Source organism: Chitinophaga sp. H8 (assembly GCF_040567655.1).
GTDB lineage: Bacteria > Bacteroidota > Bacteroidia > Chitinophagales > Chitinophagaceae > Chitinophaga > Chitinophaga defluvii.
Genome location: NZ_JBEXAC010000003.1, coordinates 225,843 through 242,379, shown reverse-complemented (window position 1 = coordinate 242,379; position 16,537 = coordinate 225,843). Strand labels below are relative to the sequence as shown.

The following is a 16,537-nucleotide window of genomic DNA, read 5'->3' as shown; positions in this document are numbered from 1 at the left end:
GAAAGTACCACAATTAAGGTGCTACACCTTTGTTGTTAGACCTGTCAATATCTGCCATACGCTGGCTGGGATCAATTTCAATTTCCTGTATATCCCTGATGGGCATATCCAGCTCAAATTCATAAGTAGGGTTTGTCCAGTACCATCCGGTATGCACCACTCTTTTAACAGCATCTTCTGCCGGTTTTTCACCAAACATAATAGACAGCGGAATATAGTGCATTACTTTGGCACCGTTCTTTGCCGTTACCAGGAAATCAACCGGCATAGGCATTAGCCCTACTCTGCGTAAACGTACAATGGCCTTATTATTTTTTTCGTACACGGAATCAATCGCATAATCAATATGCTTGGTGCTGTTTACAAAATATTGTTTATACCAGTCCAGCTGAATTCCGCTTTCCTTCTCCATTTCACGGACAAAGTCATTTACATTCGGATGTTTGAAACGCCAGTTGCGGTAATAGCGCAGCAGGCCATTATCACGGTTTTTAGCTCCAATGATATATCCCAGTTGCTCCAGGAATACAGCCCCTTTGGAGTAAGCATTAATACTATATCCATAGTTGGTATTAAAGTGATCGGAATGGGTACTCATAGGTTCTTCATAACCACTTCTTACGAGGTTAAAATAATTGGCGTAGGAGCCCGCATGAGGATTACGGCCTTTCAAAGAATCTACCGTATTGTAGATCGTATTATCCTCTCCAAAAGTAGTAAACCCTTCGTCCATCCAGGGATATAAGCTTTCGTTGGTAGCCAGCATCCCCTGGTACCAGCTGTGCATCCATTCATGAATAGCCACCCCATACAGGCCATCCATCTTACCATTGCCCATGATCAGGGTAGCCATAGGATACTCCATACCACCATCACCGCCCTGGATAAACGAATATTGCTCATACGGGTACGGCCCGTAATGCGCTTTGATCCAGGCATAGGCCGGCGGAATCATCTTAGCCAGCTGTGGCCAGGTATCTTTAGTCTTTTCATTTTCTATATAAAAGAAATGCGCCGTAAAGCCGTCCACCTTTTGGGTAATATGTTTATAGTCCGGATCAGCAGCCCATACAAAGTCATGCACATTAGGGGCAACAAAATGCCAGGTAAGCTTATCAACAGCCGGGCGTACCACTTTAGTGCCTGGTTTTTCGTAACCATGTCCCACCTGGTTAGGGTTCTGTACATACCCCGTCCCCCCCAGTACATACTTTTTATCTATCGTGATCTTTACCTCATAATCTCCCCAAACACCATAAAATTCCCGGGCGATATAGGGAGTAGGATGCCATCCTTCATAGTCATATTCACACATTTTAGGGTACCACTGTGCCATGGAGAAGTCTACCCCTTCGGAGTTATTCCGGCCACTGCGCCTGATCTGTACCGGTACCTGTGCTTCAAATTCCATTTCAAACACAGTTTTTGAATGCGGCAATACTGGTTTGTCCAGTACTACTTCCAGGATAGTTTCCACAACTTTAAAAGACTGTGGTTTGCCATCGTGTTTCAGAGAAATCACTTTCTGATATCCGATTTCATCTGGCTGCAGTTTGGAGATACGATCCCGTACACGCGCATCCCAGTCCTGTCTTTTGCTGGCACCCAGCAATACCTTACCCAGTTCCTGGCTGCGTACATCCATCATGCTTCCTGGCTGAAAAGCATTCCAATACAAATGATAGAAAACTTTGTGGAGGGTATCGGGGGAATTATTAAAATATTCCAGTTGCTGCTTACCACTCAACCGATTTGCTGGAGCGTCCATATTAACGTCCATGGTGTATTTCACCCGTTGTTGCCACCTATCCGGTTGCGCCTGTACCTGTAACCAACTACCTGCCAGTAAACAGCAGACCATGTATTTCCCCAATACCAAGTGCTTCATCCTTAAAATATTTTGATTCCGGGCGCTAAATTAGGACAATTTCCATAGTTGGCAGGCGATAGCAGGCAATTATTGATGGCTGGCAAATGATGCGGCAGCAAGATACGGGATGCAACAGCTGAAATGAAAAAGGTTAGCGGAGAGGGTGATATGCTACGGAAGCCCTTCAATTACTACTACGATTTCGCCTTTCACACCTTTTTCCTGGAAGTAGTCATGTACTTCCTGGAGGCTGCCACGTTTATTTTCTTCAAACATTTTGGAGAGCTCCCGGCTTACGCAGCAGGGGCGGTCTGGCCCGAAGTACTGTATAAAATCCTGCAGGGTCTTTACCAGGCGATGTGGTGATTCGTAGAAAATAATGGTACGTTCTTCCTGTGCCAGTTGTGTAAGCAGGGTATGCCGTCCTTTTTTAGGAGGCAGAAAACCTTCAAAAGCAAACCGGTTCATGGGTATCCCGCTGTTTACTAGTGCAGGCACAAAAGCCGTAGCACCTGGCAGGCATTCCACCGGCACACCTGCACGGATACACTCGCGTACCAGCAGATAACCGGGATCAGACACCCCTGGCGTACCCGCATCAGTAAGCAGGGCCATGGTTTTGCCAGCCTGTATCTGCTGCACCAGGTGTTGCAGCACTTTATGTTCATTGTGCTGATGGTAAGGCGTAACGGGTTTATTGATCTGGTAGTGTTTTAGCAATACACCGGAAGTGCGGGTATCTTCTGCCAGGATCAGCTCCACCTCTTCCAGGACTTTAACGGCCCGGTAAGTAATATCGGCCAGATTGCCGATGGGAGAAGGAACGATGTAAAGCTTGGACATTAAGAAAAATGAGCCGGAGCCGGCAGTCATGAGCAATGGGATACCCGCCGCTCATGACTGAATGGCCAATAGCTGCTATTGAATATGAACTTCAAAAGATTCCATTACCTGGTTAGCCAGCAGTTTCTGACAAGCTGATTCAGCGATTTGCTGCGCTTCTTCTTTGGTGGCCGCATCTATCTGCAAAGTGATGTGCTTACCAATTCTCACATCATGCACCTGGCCCATGCCTAAGTTCTTAAGGCCACTCATTACCGCTTTGCCTTGCGGATCCAATAATTCTTTCAGTGGCATCACATTGATATGTGCAGTAAAAGTCATTGTTTTTAAAATTTTGTCGCAAACCTAATAATTAATAATGAAAGATGAGCCATTAATCTTCATCTTCAGGGATTAACCACCCCGGTTTTAGGAGGTGCTATCAGCGATAATACTACATAAACGGTGAATATAAATGGCACCGTTGCGTACTTCAAAACAGGTATGCTGATCAGCGTCAGCACTACTAAAACATACCGGGGCCAGTTGCCCGGATCTTTCAGCTTTTTAAATTTCAGGCTGAGCATCGGAATTTCTGCCACCATGAGGTAACATAACAAGGCTATAATGATATATAATACCCATATGTTTTGCAGCCAATGCGCCAGGTTAAAAGGATTATATAGTACAATCAGGGGAAAAGACGCTGCCAGCAATCCTACCGGAGGGGTAGGCATGCCGATGAAATTTTCGGACTGCCGGGTATCCAGGTTAAACTTTGCCAGCCGGTAGGCCGCAAAGCAGGGCACCAGTAATGCAGGAGCCAGGTTAATGTAGGACACATCAAATACGTCCGGCATTTGAAAATAGGCGCTGCGCAGCAGGCGGAACAAGATCATACCCGGTACCAGGCCAAAGCTTACCACATCTGCCAGGGAATCCAGTTCTTTGCCCATCGGCGACTGTAATCCCAGCCAGCGGGCAGCCAGTCCATCAAAAAAATCAAATACCGCAGCCAGTACTACCAGTACAGACGCCCAATATACCGGCGCAGGATTAGTAATCGTATATTCTGTACCGTTAAATTCAGCAATATACTGCGGCGCATGTAATATGCAGATAATAGCCAGGGCACCACAAAAAAGATTGCCAAGGGTAAGGATGTTAGGTAGTTGTTTCATTGATAGCCTGTTACTAAAAGGGGCTGACTAAAAAAGGAATGAAGGTGCTAAGATACGTTTCCATATCACTTTATCATCACCTGCCTGGGCAGGAATTCCCTTTTTTGCCAGCCCCCGACATTATTACTTCATTAATGCTTCTATTTCGTCGGCCGTAATAGGTATATTTTTCATGAAATCCACATTGCCGGCAGCGGTTAGCCAGATATTATTTTCAATACGGATCCCCATTTTCTCTTCTTCAATATAAATACCTGGTTCAATGGTCAGTACAGCGCCCTCCGGAATAGGCTGGTAGAAAGAGGGCCCCAGATCGTGTACATCCACTCCCAGGTGGTGGGAAATGCCATGATACAGGTATTTGCGGTAGGCCATATTTTCCGGATCCTGGTTTTTAACGTCGGCTTCGGTAATCAGACCCAGTTTTACAAATGCCTTGGTTGCTTCCTCTCCTACCATTTCATGATATTTTGCGATCGTAATACCCGGACGGAGGATAGATTTGGCATACATATGCAGGTGCAGACAGGCATCATATACCTGGCGCTGACGGGGAGAGAATTTCCCGTTTACCGGCACGGTACGGGTAAGGTCAGCATTATAGCCGCCGTATTCTGCCCCAAAGTCCATCAGAATCAGTTCCCCATCCTTACATTCCTGGTTATTGGATACATAGTGAAGCGTACGTGCCCGATCGCCCGAAGCAATAATAGATCCATATGCCTCCCCTGCAGAGCGGTTGCGCAGGAATTCATGCATGATCTCCGCATGAATTTCATGCTCCCATACACCAGGCTTAATAAATTGCAGCAAGCGGCGGAATGCCTTTTCCGTAATATCACAGGCCTGCTGAATCACTTTAGCTTCTTCTGCTGTTTTTACCGCTCTCAGTTCTTTAAAGATTCTGGCAGCCCTTGCATAATTATGCAGGGGATAACGTTCTCTCATTGCTGCCGCATAGCGGTAATCCCTTACCGGCACCAGGCTGGCCTTACGGTTGTTTTCATTGCTATTGAGGTAAATCGTTTCCGCATCATTGATCCACTGCTGTAACAAGCCATCCAGGGTATCCAGCCACACCACGGTACCCATCCCTGAAATGTCAAATGCTTCATTTTTACGCAGGCGGTGTCCATCCCACTTTTCCTTCAACTCATTAGGCCTTACCAGCACTAATACTTCGCGGTATTTGGGATCCGGGTTATCGGGAAACAATACCACGATGGTATCTTCCTGGTCTATTCCCGTAAGCCAGTATAAGTCGGAGTTTTGCTTGAATTTGTGTAATGCATCCCCATTAGTGGGCAACTCATCATTTGAATTGATAATGGCAATGGCATGTGGTTGCATTTTGGCAACAAAACGCTGGCGGTTCCTGATAAAGAGCTGCTGGTCCAATGGCAAATTCTTCATATTGTATATTTAAAGAATAAATTAATGGCGATTGAGGCACCAAACCTACAGGAAAATAGGCAACTGGCAAAAAAGCTATTAGCTATTAGCTGTTAGCTGTTAGCCAATGCAGCGGAGGTAGAGTTATTAGCTTTTAGCAGTTAGCTATTGGCAAATGCAGCGAAGAGATTGCCATTACAAAAGCATAAAACTGGTAACTCGAAGCTCCAAGCTCCCCCGTTGGCGTCCCTTACAAAGGCTAAAAGCTAACAGCTAAAGGCTAATAGCTCCTCTGATATCCATTTACCCTATAGTAATGGTATATTAACCATCTGTAAATCACGTCAACTGCTTAGATATTCGTGTAATGAAATCGATGTACATTGAAATATTTCACCTACCGCCCTATCAAAACAATATATTTTCTAAATTTGAATGGTGCAACACCTATAAAATTTGAAAATATCAAAAAATCGCTAGATTTGCTTTTACACCAAAACAATCTTGCTTTATGCAAATGAGCAGCGTAAGGAATCCTATCTCCGACCTTAGAGATTTGGGAATAGTGGACGCGTCGAATGTGCATTTTCAATTATCTCCCGAAGTACTGGTATCACAAACACTGACCAGAAATCAGGGAGTACTGACCGACACTGGCGCCCTTGCCATCAACACCGGTGAATTTACCGGCAGGTCTCCGAAGGATAAGTTTATAGTAAAAGATGAGCTGACTGCTACTACTGTCAACTGGAATGATTTTAACCTCCCCATTTCCGACGAGACCTTTGATAAGCTTTATACCAGGATTACCACCTATCTGAGTGGTAAAGAAGTATGGATGCGCGATTGTTACGCCTGTGCGGACAATGACTACCGTCTGAATATCAGGGTAGTTACCGAAACACCCTGGGCCAGCCTTTTCGCGTATAATATGTTCCTACGCCCTACAGAAGAAGAGCTGGAATACCTGCATACAGACTGGACCATTATACAGGCCCCTGGCTGTTTTGCGGACCCGGCTACAGACGGTACCCGGCAGCATAACTTCTCTGTGATCAGCTTTAGTAAAAAAATGATCCTTATCGGCGGCTCCGCTTATACCGGAGAAGTTAAAAAGGGCATCTTTACCATCCTGAACTATGTATTACCACACGATAAGGGGGTTTTAAGCATGCACTGTTCTGCTAACATTGGGCAGGATGGAGACACGGCCGTATTCTTTGGCCTGAGCGGCACCGGAAAGACCACACTGAGTGCGGATCCGGAACGCAAATTAATAGGTGATGATGAACATGGCTGGACCAGCAACGGGGTTTTTAACTTCGAAGGCGGCTGCTATGCGAAATGTATCGATCTCAGTGAGGAAAAAGAACCACAGATTTTTCACGCTGTGCGGGAAGGTGCCTTACTGGAAAATATCACATTCTATCCTGAAACCAACCGGGTAAACTATGCTGATAAAAGCATTACAGAAAATACCCGGGTATCCTACCCCCTTCATTACATTGACAATGCAATGGAACCATCCATTGGCGGTATCCCCAAAAACATTTTCTTTCTTACCTGCGACGCTTATGGAGTATTACCTCCCATATCACGTCTCTCCCCCGGCCAGGCTATGTATCAGTTTATCTCCGGATATACAGCCAAAGTAGCGGGAACAGAGGCGGGCGTTACCGAACCTAAGTCAACTTTCAGTGCCTGTTTTGGCGCGCCATTCCTCCCACTACATCCTGCTAAATATGCACAGATGCTGGGTGAAAGAATGCGTAAACACAAGGTAAATGTGTGGTTGGTGAACACCGGATGGACAGGTGGGGCTTATGGAACCGGAAAACGGATCAAATTAAGCTACACCAGGGCTATGATTTCGGCAGCACTAAGTGGTTCGCTGAATAAAGTGGCCTACACTGATCATCCGATATTTGGTTTTGCACAGCCGGAAACATGCCCTGGCGTTCCTGCCGATGTACTGGATCCGCGCAATACCTGGGAAGACAAAAAAGCGTATGATAAGCAAGCCAAAGACCTGGCCAGCCAGTTCATCCGCAATTTTGAGAAATATGCTTCCGAGGCAGAGAAAGAAATTTTAGCTGCAGCTCCGAAAATTTGATTATATTAGAGTTTTAGCCTTGTAAGTTCCACATTATTATTTAAACAAGTTCATTCCGGGCATGGCCCAGCGCAAAACAAGTTCCATTCATCTTATTAATATGAAAGCAGGGAACTTGTTTTGCGGAACTTGTGCCGGAGTCTTCCCCCATCCCGGCTTTATACAATTATCCCCCTGATTGCTGATCATACAGCCGATACAATTATTATCTGTAATTATATACTTAGCTCCCTTTTCCCCTCTCAAATCAAGCATTTATTCTTACCTTTGCACATGCAAATTTTAGACGGTAAACTAGTTTCTGAGGCTATTAAAGCCCAATTAGCTACAAAAGTGGCTGAATTAAAGGCCGCTGGAAAAAAAACACCCCATCTGGCAGCTATCCTGGTAGGTAATAACGGTGCAAGCGAAACCTACGTGGCTTCAAAGGTGAAATCCTGTGCGGAAATCGGCTATAATTCTACCTTACTGCGCTTTGATGAACAGATCTCTGAAAAGCATCTGTTGGATCATATTACCATGCTGAACGAAAATGCAGACGTAGACGGCATATTGGTACAATTGCCCCTGCCAAAGCATATCAACGAAGAATTGGTGATCAACACCATTGATCCCAGCAAAGATGTAGATGGTTTTCATCCCATGAACGTAGGAAAAATGGTGAGTGGCCTGCCTACTTTCGTTCCTGCTACCCCCTATGGTATTATGCTGCTGCTGGAACATTACCAGATACCTACCAAAGGTAAACATGCAGTGGTAATAGGCCGCAGCCACATAGTAGGTACTCCGGTAAGTATATTATTAAGCCGCAGTGCCAATCCCGGCAATTGTACCGTTACGCTTTGCCATTCACAAACCACTAATCTGAAAGAGATTTGCCTGCAGGCAGATATTATTGTGGCTGCTATAGGTAAGCCCAATTTTGTTACCGCCGATATGGTAAAGGAAGGAGCCGTGATAGTGGATGTGGGTATTAACCGTGTAGCTGATGCTAGCAAGAAAAGCGGATTCCGCCTCCTGGGAGATGTAAAATTTGATGAAGTAGCGCCCAAATGTAGCTTTATCACCCCGGTACCAGGTGGTGTAGGCCCAATGACGATAGCAGCACTATTGAAAAATACCTATCACGCAGCTATAGGCCAGAAAGTGAATATGAATTAAAAAATCATCCGCAATACAAGCTGCGGGTACAAAACCCGGATCTCGTATTGCGGTGTTTTTTTGTGAACTTTGTGTGAAATGACAACTTTAACAACATATACAGCAGGTACCCTGCCAGTGATGGAAAGCTTCTATACCATACAGGGAGAAGGTTTTCACCAGGGCAAAGCAGCATATTTTATACGGCTGGCCGGCTGTGATGTAGGCTGCCACTGGTGCGATGTGAAAGATAGCTGGGATGCCAGCAAACATCCCGTGATTCCGGTGGAAGAAATCGTAAGTGAAGCTGCTGCTTATCCAGGGCGTATTGCTGTGATTACCGGTGGTGAACCCCTTATGCACAACCTCGATACTTTATGCAAATCCCTGCATAAGAAAGGATTCCAAACGCATATGGAAACATCCGGTTCTTCTCCATTAAGTGGTAGCTGGGACTGGATTACCCTATCTCCAAAAAAATTCAAAGCCCCCCTGCCCGACATCTGCAAGCAGGCGCATGAACTGAAAGTGGTGATCTTCAACAAGTCTGACTTTGCCTGGGCAGAAAAATATGCCGCACAGGCAAACAAACATTGTAAACTATATCTCCAACCCGAATGGGATCGTGCGGCTGAAATTACCCCACTTATCATCGATTACATCAAGGAAAATCCCCAATGGGAACTTTCTCTCCAGATACATAAGTACATACACGTGCCATAATAGTCTGCGCTTTATTTCGTTATTTTGGCAAGGACTGTATGACTATGAACAAACTTGCCCTGTTATTGACCGGTTGCCTGTTATCATGCCTGCATATGCGGGCACAGGTGGTCACTTATGATAACGCTCCTAAAAAAGCTAAAGCCAGCTTCGATAATGCTGTAACTGCTATCGGCAACTACCAGATGGAAGAAGCAGTCCGCTACCTGCAGGCAGCCATTACTATCGCGCCTAATTTTGTAGATGCCTATGGCCAGCTGGGAATTACCTGTGTACAACTAAAAAAGTATCCGGAGGCAGTGCAATATTTTGAAAAACTTAAACAACTGGATACCACAGCATTAAAACCAGCCATGCTATCCTATTGCCGGGCAATGGCCGGTACAGGAAATTTCGCAGGTGCATTGCAGTTAATTAATACCTATCTGCAAACTACCAAGCGGAAAAATCCTGTGGCCGACAAACTAAAAAGCAACTATGAATTTGCCGTAAAAGCAGCCGCCACCCAGGTGCCCTTTCAGCCACATAACTTAGGTAATGCCATCAATAGCAAGGATCCGGAATACTTTCCTTCTATCACCATTGATGGCAATACCCTGGTTTTTACCCGCCGCGTAAATGGCAGGAACGAAGACTTTTTTCTGTCGCAACGCGACAGCTCCGGATGGCTCCCGGCAACAGATATGGGAGAACCCATCAATACTGCTTTTAATGAAGGTGCACAAAATATTTCCCAGGATGGTACCATGCTCGTATTTACCGGATGTGAGTTCCCCCGCGGATTTGGCAGCTGTGATATTTACTATGCACTGAAAACGAAAGACGGATGGCAGGAACCACAAAACATAGGTGCGCCTATTAATACACGTGCCTGGGAATCACAGCCCTGCCTTTCTCCGGATAAACAAACGCTTTACTTTGTCCGGGAAACAGCAGATAATGGGGCTGATATCTTTATGAGCCATTACCAACCCAATGGAAAATGGAGTGAGCCTGAAAGATTAGGCCCGAACATCAATACACCCGGCAGAGAAACCACCCCCTTCATTCATGCAGATAATCAAACCCTCTACTTTGCATCTGATACCCACCCCGGATTTGGGGGCATGGATCTTTTTTACTCCCGCCGGCAGCCCGATGGCAGCTGGGGGCCGGCTGTAAATCTGGGTTATCCCATCAATACCATTGATGAAGATGCGAGTATGATCGTGGCGGCTAATGGTAAAACCGCCTACTTTGCCTCCGATCGTGCCGACAGCCGGGGAGCACTGGATATATACAGTTTTGAATTGTATGATGCAGCCAGACCATTACAAACCTTGTATGTAAAAGGCTATGTGTATGATGTAAAAACCAATGGACGGATACCTGCAAATATTGAGCTGACCGATCTTCAGAACGGACTGACTGTGAGCACAGTAAAAAGTGATCCGCAAGGCAACTTCCTGGTACCTCTGCCTGTAGGAAAAGACTATGCTTTTAATGTAAATAAAAGCGGTTATCTGTTCTACTCAGATAACTTTTCCCTGAAGGATAAAAACCCGGAAACACCTTTTGAAAAAAACATTCCTTTACAGCCTATTGAAGCCAATGCCAGTGTTGTTTTACACAACATCTTCTTTGATTCAAAAGCATATGCACTGAAGCCGTCTTCTGTTTCAGAACTGGAAAAACTCATCCGCCTGCTAAAGGAAAATCCTACCATGAAAATAGAAATCAGTGGCCATACGGATAATGTAGGAAGCGATAAAGATAACCTGCTGCTTTCAGAAAACAGGGCCAAAGCAGTAGTTAACTACCTGACAGAAAAAGGAATAGCAGCTGGCCGTCTCACTGCGCACGGCTATGGCGAAACCCAACCGCTGGCAGGAAATGAAACAGAAGAAGGACGCGCACAAAACAGGCGCACCGCATTTAAAGTGATCAGCTTATAAACAACACTTGCTTTCAGCAACTAGTAATTCTTTAACCTGCTTTTTAAGATGGAATCCTTGCGGGGTACACTTAAATTGTATTGAAAATTATACAAGGCGCCTTCCCAATCACCATACATGGGATTAGGTAACACTATAAACCTGCTGCCAAAGTCAGCCGCTGCATTTTTAGCGGCACTGGCTCTTTCTTCATAAGGTTTTTTGTCAAAAATAGCCGCAAAATCACTGAGATTATCCCCCATAAGCAACACAATATCATGTGTTTGTAATACCTGTTGCCGGCGCGCTTCCTTACCGGAAGTGGTGGTTTTCAGCAATAAATGGGCGTCATCCGCATCAGGAAACTGCCAATGACGAAGGTTTTCAAGGGTAGCTGCCCGTTCGGCTTCCACACGGTTGGTGATATAAAAAACATGTACGCCTCTGGAGGCTGCATATTTAAGAAAAGTTAATGCACCTGGTACTGTATCTGCTACCGCTTTTGCCGTCCATTCCATCCAGGTTTTCTCTGTGTAGCCCTCCCCTTTTAAAGCCTGATGCACGTTATAAGGACTGTTATCCAGTATGGTCTCATCTATATCCGTTACAATCGCCAGGGGTTTACTTCCTTTATGCAGCAGATACTGATCCAACCGCAATGCTGCCAGCTGGTATGCCTGAAAACACAATGCCTTATATTCTGCCGCTTGTTGCTGCCAGAGCGCTGCCCATGCCGGACCGGATGGTATCAGCCAGGTATGTGGTGACTGCTCTTTAACAGGTTGCATTGTTTTGCAGGCCGTTGCTCCTACCATCACTATACCTATCCATAACCATTTAATGCTCATACATTTATCAATTTGAGAATGAGAAAAAACACCGCTACTGTTTGGGAAACCCCAGAGGAAAATCGTAAATTGGAATACCCAAAAATAGGAAGTTTTTATGCCCCAGGAATTAATGCACCAAATCGCGTTGACCCAGATTTCCCAGGTAGGAGATATCATTGCAAAAAAGTTGTTAGATCATTTTGGCTGTGCCAGTGACATTTTTAACGCCAAAAAACATCAGCTGGAGAAAATTGAAGAGGTAGGAAGTATCCGGGCTGCCGCCATCAAGCGTTTCCAGGACTATGCCCGCATAGAAAAGGAAATAGCTTTTATTGAAAAATACAGGATACAACCGCTTTTTTATACCTCAACGGCTTATCCGCAGCGGTTACGTCATTGCTATGACAGCCCCGTACTGCTTTATTTTAAAGGCCAAACGGATTTCAATACTTCCCGCATCATTAATATAGTAGGTACGCGTCAGCCTTCCGAAGCGGGCAGGAAAATATGTGAACAGCTCGTTGCAGACCTGGCCCCCTATAATATCACTATTGTAAGCGGAATGGCTTATGGTATTGATATTATTGCCCATAAAGCCGCCATGCAGCACCAACTTGCTACAGTGGGCGTATTAGCCCATGGCCTGGACCGCATTTATCCGGCTACCCATAAAGCCACCGCACTAGAGATGCTGGAAAATGGCGGCCTCCTGACTGATTTTATCAGTGGTACCAATCCTGACAAACAAAATTTCCCTAAGCGTAACCGTATTGTAGCAGGCATCAGTGATGCCACTATCGTGATAGAAAGCAGGTTGCGTGGTGGCTCCCTTATCACAGCCGATATTGCCAACAGCTATAACCGGGATGTGTTCACTTTTCCCGGCAGGATCAGCGACCCTCAGGCAGCAGGGTGCAATGACCTGATCAAAACCAACCGCGCCATGCTGATTACTGGCGCTGGAGACCTCCTGGAAGTAATGGGCTGGCAATCAGCGGCCTCATCTCCTCCGCCCGTATTGCAACGTCCGTTGTTTACAAATTTCAGTAAAGCGGAACAGGAAGTGGTCAACATTATCCAGAACAGGGAACCCAAGCATATAGATGAAATATTCCGGCAAAGTAACCTTTCCAATAGCCAGGTAGCTACCGTGCTATTACAGCTGCAAATGCAAAGTATAATTAAAAGCCTTCCTGGGCAGGTATTCCAGCTGGTTTAACCCCATCACGAAATCTTTCTTTGTTATTTATTGGGTAAATAAATGTAAATTTGCATGCAATTATTTTTTAACTGACAAATAGTTGCATCATGCCTGCGGGAAAATCAAAACCGAAATTTGTAGCTGAAGGACTTACATTCGATGATGTACTCTTAGTTCCAGCCTACTCAGAAGTACTACCTAAGGAAGTAAACATCTCCACGCAATTAACCAAGAACATAAGATTGAACATTCCAATGGTGTCTGCCGCCATGGATACTGTTACAGAAGCCAATCTGGCCATTGCGCTTGCGAGAGAAGGCGGTATAGGCATCCTGCATAAAAACATGAGCATTGAACGGCAGGCTGAGATGGTGAGAAGGGTGAAACGTAGCGAAAGCGGCATGATCATGGACCCCGTAACGCTCCAGGCCGATGCTACCATCGGTCAGGCACTGAAACTGATGAAGGAAAATGGTATCGGTGGTATTCCCATTATAGATGAAGCTAAAAAACTGGTGGGTATCCTCACCAACCGCGACCTCCGCTTTGAAAGAAATACCAAAAGGCTGGTAAGCGAAGTAATGACGAAAGAAAAGCTCATTACCGCTCCGGAAGGAACAGACCTTAAGAAAGCAGAAAAAATACTCCAGCAATATAAGATCGAAAAACTCCCCGTGGTAAGCAAACAAGGTAAACTGGTAGGATTAATTACCTATCGCGATATCCTGCAGCTAACCAGTTATCCTAATGGCATAAAAGACGAATTCGGACGCTTACTGGCCGGAGCTGCACTGGGCATTACCCCCGACTTGCTGGACCGCGCACAGGCCCTTATCCACGTAGGTGTGGATGTTGTTTGCCTGGATAGCTCCCATGGTCATTCTATTGCAGTACTCAACAGCCTGAAAAAGCTGAAGAAAGCATTCCCTAAGTTACAGGTGATAGCAGGCAACATTGCTACTGCCGAAGGTGCACTGGCATTGGCAGCCGCTGGCGCTGATGCAGTAAAAGTAGGGGTAGGACCTGGTTCTATCTGTACTACCCGCGTTGTAACCGGTGCCGGATTCCCGCAACTGTCTGCTATTATGGCTGCTGCTGATGCGCTCAAAAAATCAGGTATCCCGGTCATTGCTGATGGCGGTATCCGCTATACCGGCGATATGGTAAAAGCATTAGCTGCAGGTGCTTCCTGCATTATGGCAGGATCCATTTTTGCAGGTGTGGAAGAAAGCCCCGGAGAAACCATCATCTACGAAGGACGTAAATTTAAATCCTACCGTGGGATGGGCTCTATTGAAGCCATGCAGGAAGGTAGCAAAGACCGTTACTTCCAGGATGAAGATGATATTAAAAAACTGGTACCTGAAGGCATCGTAGGCCGTGTTCCTTATAAAGGCATGCTGTCAGAAATAGTACAGCAGTTTGTAGGTGGATTACGTGCCGGAATGGGCTTATGCGGTGCAAAAGATGTAAAAACATTACAAGCTGCACAATTTGTGAAAATTACCGCTGCTACCGAAAGAGAAAATCACCCGCATGATGTGGTGATCACCAAGGAAGCACCTAATTACAGCAGATAATTTATTAACATAAATTTCCCGGGAGCGCTTAATACTTCCTGCCAGGCCGCAGGAAATATTAAGCGCTCCTTCTTTTAGCGGGTATAGTCATAACGCATAAACAACATACTGCATACCACATTCCACACATAAAGCCTTATTTTTGAACACTATTGAATGATCCATATGGCTAACAGCATGTCTCGGAAATTTACCCCCTTACTGCTTTGTGTGTGTAGCGGACTGCTTTTAGGAGCAGCATGGCCCATGCTTCCTTTCACACCACTTATTTTCTTTGCGTTTGTGCCTTTGCTCGCACTCACTGACCTGCAGCAAAACCGCAGTGGTTATTTTGGCCTGCTGTTGCTTTCATTACTGATATGGAATGTGATCACAACCTGGTGGGTAGGTAATACTACAGTACCAGCCAGCGGAGTAGCTGCCAACGTCTTTAATGCACTACTGATGAGTATTCCCTGGATGGCTTATAAAAGTACGCCTAAGAAATGGGGAAGCTCTTTGAGGTATTTTTCATTTATCGTATGCTGGTTAACGTTTGAATATATCCATCAGCAATGGGAGCTCAGCTGGCCCTGGCTTACACTGGGTAATGTATTTGCTACTCATCCCGGATGGATACAATGGTATGAATATACCGGTACCAGCGGGGGAAGCCTTTGGATATTACTTAGTAACATTACTATTTACGGTATCTGGCAAAAATATAAACAGACCACTCTCCCACTTAAAACCGTATTAGTAAAAGAGGCGTGGAAGCCGCTGGCCATCATCCTTTTACCTATGCTGGTCAGCATGCTGATCCCCGCTCCCAAAAACTCCGGCACCAATATTTCTGTAGTGGTAGTGCAGCCCAATATTGACCCCTATGATGAAAAATTCACATCCGGTACGGTACAGGAACAACTGGCCAAATTCCTGAAGCTGACGGCACAAAAACTGGATAGTACGACCAGTTATATCATCTGGCCGGAAACAGCCCTGTTTCCACATGGCGCCTGGGAAGAACAACTCAACTCACAAAGTGAGGTGATTGCCATTAGAGAAATGCTGAGAAAGTATCCACAGGCCAAACTTATTACAGGGGCTGTTACCGTTAAACGCTATCTGGATGAAGTACCACCATTAGCCAGGCAATTGGAGGATGGCACCTTCTATGATCCTTATAATACCGCATTACAAATAGATACCTCACAAAGTATACAGATCTATCATAAATACAAGCTCGTTCCTGGAGTAGAGCTGGTACCCTATATGCGCTATCTGAAATTTATGGGCAGCCTGGCATTGGATTTTGGCGGGATAACCGGCAGCTATGGCCGGGAACCTGGTGTATCTCTTTTTACGGATCCAGTCAAACAGATTAAAGTTTTTCCAACTATCTGTTATGAATCCGTATACAGCGAATATGTGGCAGCGCACGTGCGTAACGGGGCCAATCTGCTCGTCATCCTCACCAATGATGGCTGGTGGGGAAATACCGCAGGACACAAACAACATCTGCAATATGCCCGCCTCCGCGCTATTGAAACCCGGCGATGGGTAGCCCGCAGCGCCAATACCGGTATTTCTGCTTTTATTGATCCACAAGGCAATATACATGATCCCCAACCTTACTGGCAGGAAGCGGTTATGAAAGCAACTGTAACAACCAGCACTGATTTTACGTTCTATGTCAGGTACGGCGATCTAATTTCCAGAGGAGCACTGATATTTTGTATATTGTTGATTGTTTACGCCATTATTTCACGATTTATTTACAACAAACAGTAACC

13 protein-coding genes are annotated in these 16,537 nt (G+C 45.5%); 7 read left to right on the top strand and 6 right to left on the bottom strand.

The window, feature by feature from the left end; all coding sequences use genetic code 11:
* Positions 1-13 precede the first annotated feature (13 nt).
* The 5 genes from ABR189_RS27885 to ABR189_RS27865 form a co-directional block, all read right to left on the bottom strand.
* Positions 14-1,888 (bottom strand): M1 family metallopeptidase, encoded by a 1,875-nt coding sequence (locus tag ABR189_RS27885; protein ID WP_354663807.1) that lies wholly within the window; start codon positions 1,886-1,888, stop codon positions 14-16.
* Positions 1,889-2,041: 153 nt separating this feature from the next.
* Positions 2,042-2,713: a 16S rRNA (cytidine(1402)-2'-O)-methyltransferase gene (gene rsmI, locus ABR189_RS27880; protein ID WP_354663806.1), complete on the bottom strand. Its 672-nt coding sequence runs from the start codon at positions 2,711-2,713 to the stop codon at positions 2,042-2,044.
* A gap of 75 nt (positions 2,714-2,788) precedes the next feature.
* Complete coding sequence (gene purS, locus ABR189_RS27875; RefSeq protein WP_354663805.1) at positions 2,789-3,034, bottom strand: phosphoribosylformylglycinamidine synthase subunit PurS; 246 nt, start codon at positions 3,032-3,034, stop codon at positions 2,789-2,791.
* Between the two features lie 65 nt (positions 3,035-3,099).
* On the bottom strand, positions 3,100-3,873 hold the full coding sequence (locus ABR189_RS27870) for a CDP-alcohol phosphatidyltransferase family protein (RefSeq protein ID WP_354663804.1): 774 nt from the start codon (positions 3,871-3,873) through the stop codon (positions 3,100-3,102).
* 123 nt (positions 3,874-3,996) lie between these two features.
* Positions 3,997-5,286 carry an aminopeptidase P N-terminal domain-containing protein gene (locus ABR189_RS27865; RefSeq protein ID WP_354663803.1) on the bottom strand — a complete coding sequence of 430 codons (1,290 nt, stop codon included), beginning with the start codon at positions 5,284-5,286 and terminating at the stop codon, positions 3,997-3,999.
* A gap of 490 nt (positions 5,287-5,776) precedes the next feature.
* Here ABR189_RS27865 and pckA point away from each other — a divergent pair, with 490 nt between their 5' ends.
* From pckA to ABR189_RS27845, 4 genes are all read left to right on the top strand, one after another.
* Complete coding sequence (gene pckA / locus ABR189_RS27860) at positions 5,777-7,378, top strand: phosphoenolpyruvate carboxykinase (ATP) (protein ID WP_354663802.1); 1,602 nt, start codon at positions 5,777-5,779, stop codon at positions 7,376-7,378.
* Between the two features lie 273 nt (positions 7,379-7,651).
* Positions 7,652-8,539, top strand: coding sequence for a bifunctional methylenetetrahydrofolate dehydrogenase/methenyltetrahydrofolate cyclohydrolase FolD (gene folD, locus ABR189_RS27855; protein ID WP_354663801.1), 888 nt, complete (start codon positions 7,652-7,654; stop codon positions 8,537-8,539).
* Between the two features lie 78 nt (positions 8,540-8,617).
* Positions 8,618-9,241, top strand: coding sequence for a 7-carboxy-7-deazaguanine synthase QueE (locus ABR189_RS27850; protein WP_354663800.1), 624 nt, complete (start codon positions 8,618-8,620; stop codon positions 9,239-9,241).
* A 38-nt stretch (positions 9,242-9,279) separates the two neighbouring features.
* Positions 9,280-11,175, top strand: coding sequence for an OmpA family protein (locus ABR189_RS27845; RefSeq protein WP_354663799.1), 1,896 nt, complete (start codon positions 9,280-9,282; stop codon positions 11,173-11,175).
* Between the two features lie 20 nt (positions 11,176-11,195).
* On the opposite strand, the gene ABR189_RS27840 is transcribed toward ABR189_RS27845, so the two are convergent.
* Positions 11,196-12,002 (bottom strand): 5'-nucleotidase, lipoprotein e(P4) family, encoded by an 807-nt coding sequence (locus ABR189_RS27840; protein WP_354663798.1) that lies wholly within the window; start codon positions 12,000-12,002, stop codon positions 11,196-11,198.
* A 97-nt stretch (positions 12,003-12,099) separates the two neighbouring features.
* On the opposite strand from ABR189_RS27840, the gene dprA reads away from it, so the two are divergent.
* From dprA to lnt, 3 genes are all read left to right on the top strand, one after another.
* Positions 12,100-13,203 carry a DNA-processing protein DprA gene (dprA, locus tag ABR189_RS27835; RefSeq protein WP_354663797.1) on the top strand — a complete coding sequence of 368 codons (1,104 nt, stop codon included), beginning with the start codon at positions 12,100-12,102 and terminating at the stop codon, positions 13,201-13,203.
* Positions 13,204-13,292: 89 nt separating this feature from the next.
* Positions 13,293-14,765, top strand: a complete 1,473-nt coding sequence (guaB, locus tag ABR189_RS27830) for an IMP dehydrogenase (RefSeq protein ID WP_354663796.1) — start codon at positions 13,293-13,295, stop codon at positions 14,763-14,765.
* A 177-nt stretch (positions 14,766-14,942) separates the two neighbouring features.
* Positions 14,943-16,535: an apolipoprotein N-acyltransferase gene (gene lnt / locus ABR189_RS27825; protein WP_354663795.1), complete on the top strand. Its 1,593-nt coding sequence runs from the start codon at positions 14,943-14,945 to the stop codon at positions 16,533-16,535.
* Positions 16,536-16,537 lie beyond the last annotated feature (2 nt).

Coding starts and splice junctions, on each gene's coding strand:
- pckA (WP_354663802.1), top strand. CDS start 5,777: ATGCAAATGAGCAGCGTAAGGAATCCTATCTCCGACCTTAGAGATTTG.
- ABR189_RS27850 (WP_354663800.1), top strand. CDS start 8,618: ATGACAACTTTAACAACATATACAGCAGGTACCCTGCCAGTGATGGAA.
- ABR189_RS27885 (WP_354663807.1), bottom strand. CDS start 1,888: ATGAAGCACTTGGTATTGGGGAAATACATGGTCTGCTGTTTACTGGCA.
- guaB (WP_354663796.1), top strand. CDS start 13,293: ATGCCTGCGGGAAAATCAAAACCGAAATTTGTAGCTGAAGGACTTACA.
- lnt (WP_354663795.1), top strand. CDS start 14,943: ATGTCTCGGAAATTTACCCCCTTACTGCTTTGTGTGTGTAGCGGACTG.
- ABR189_RS27870 (WP_354663804.1), bottom strand. CDS start 3,873: ATGAAACAACTACCTAACATCCTTACCCTTGGCAATCTTTTTTGTGGT.
- purS (WP_354663805.1), bottom strand. CDS start 3,034: ATGACTTTTACTGCACATATCAATGTGATGCCACTGAAAGAATTATTG.
- rsmI (WP_354663806.1), bottom strand. CDS start 2,713: ATGTCCAAGCTTTACATCGTTCCTTCTCCCATCGGCAATCTGGCCGAT.
- ABR189_RS27840 (WP_354663798.1), bottom strand. CDS start 12,002: ATGAGCATTAAATGGTTATGGATAGGTATAGTGATGGTAGGAGCAACG.
- folD (WP_354663801.1), top strand. CDS start 7,652: ATGCAAATTTTAGACGGTAAACTAGTTTCTGAGGCTATTAAAGCCCAA.
- dprA (WP_354663797.1), top strand. CDS start 12,100: ATGCCCCAGGAATTAATGCACCAAATCGCGTTGACCCAGATTTCCCAG.
- ABR189_RS27845 (WP_354663799.1), top strand. CDS start 9,280: ATGACTATGAACAAACTTGCCCTGTTATTGACCGGTTGCCTGTTATCA.
- ABR189_RS27865 (WP_354663803.1), bottom strand. CDS start 5,286: ATGAAGAATTTGCCATTGGACCAGCAGCTCTTTATCAGGAACCGCCAG.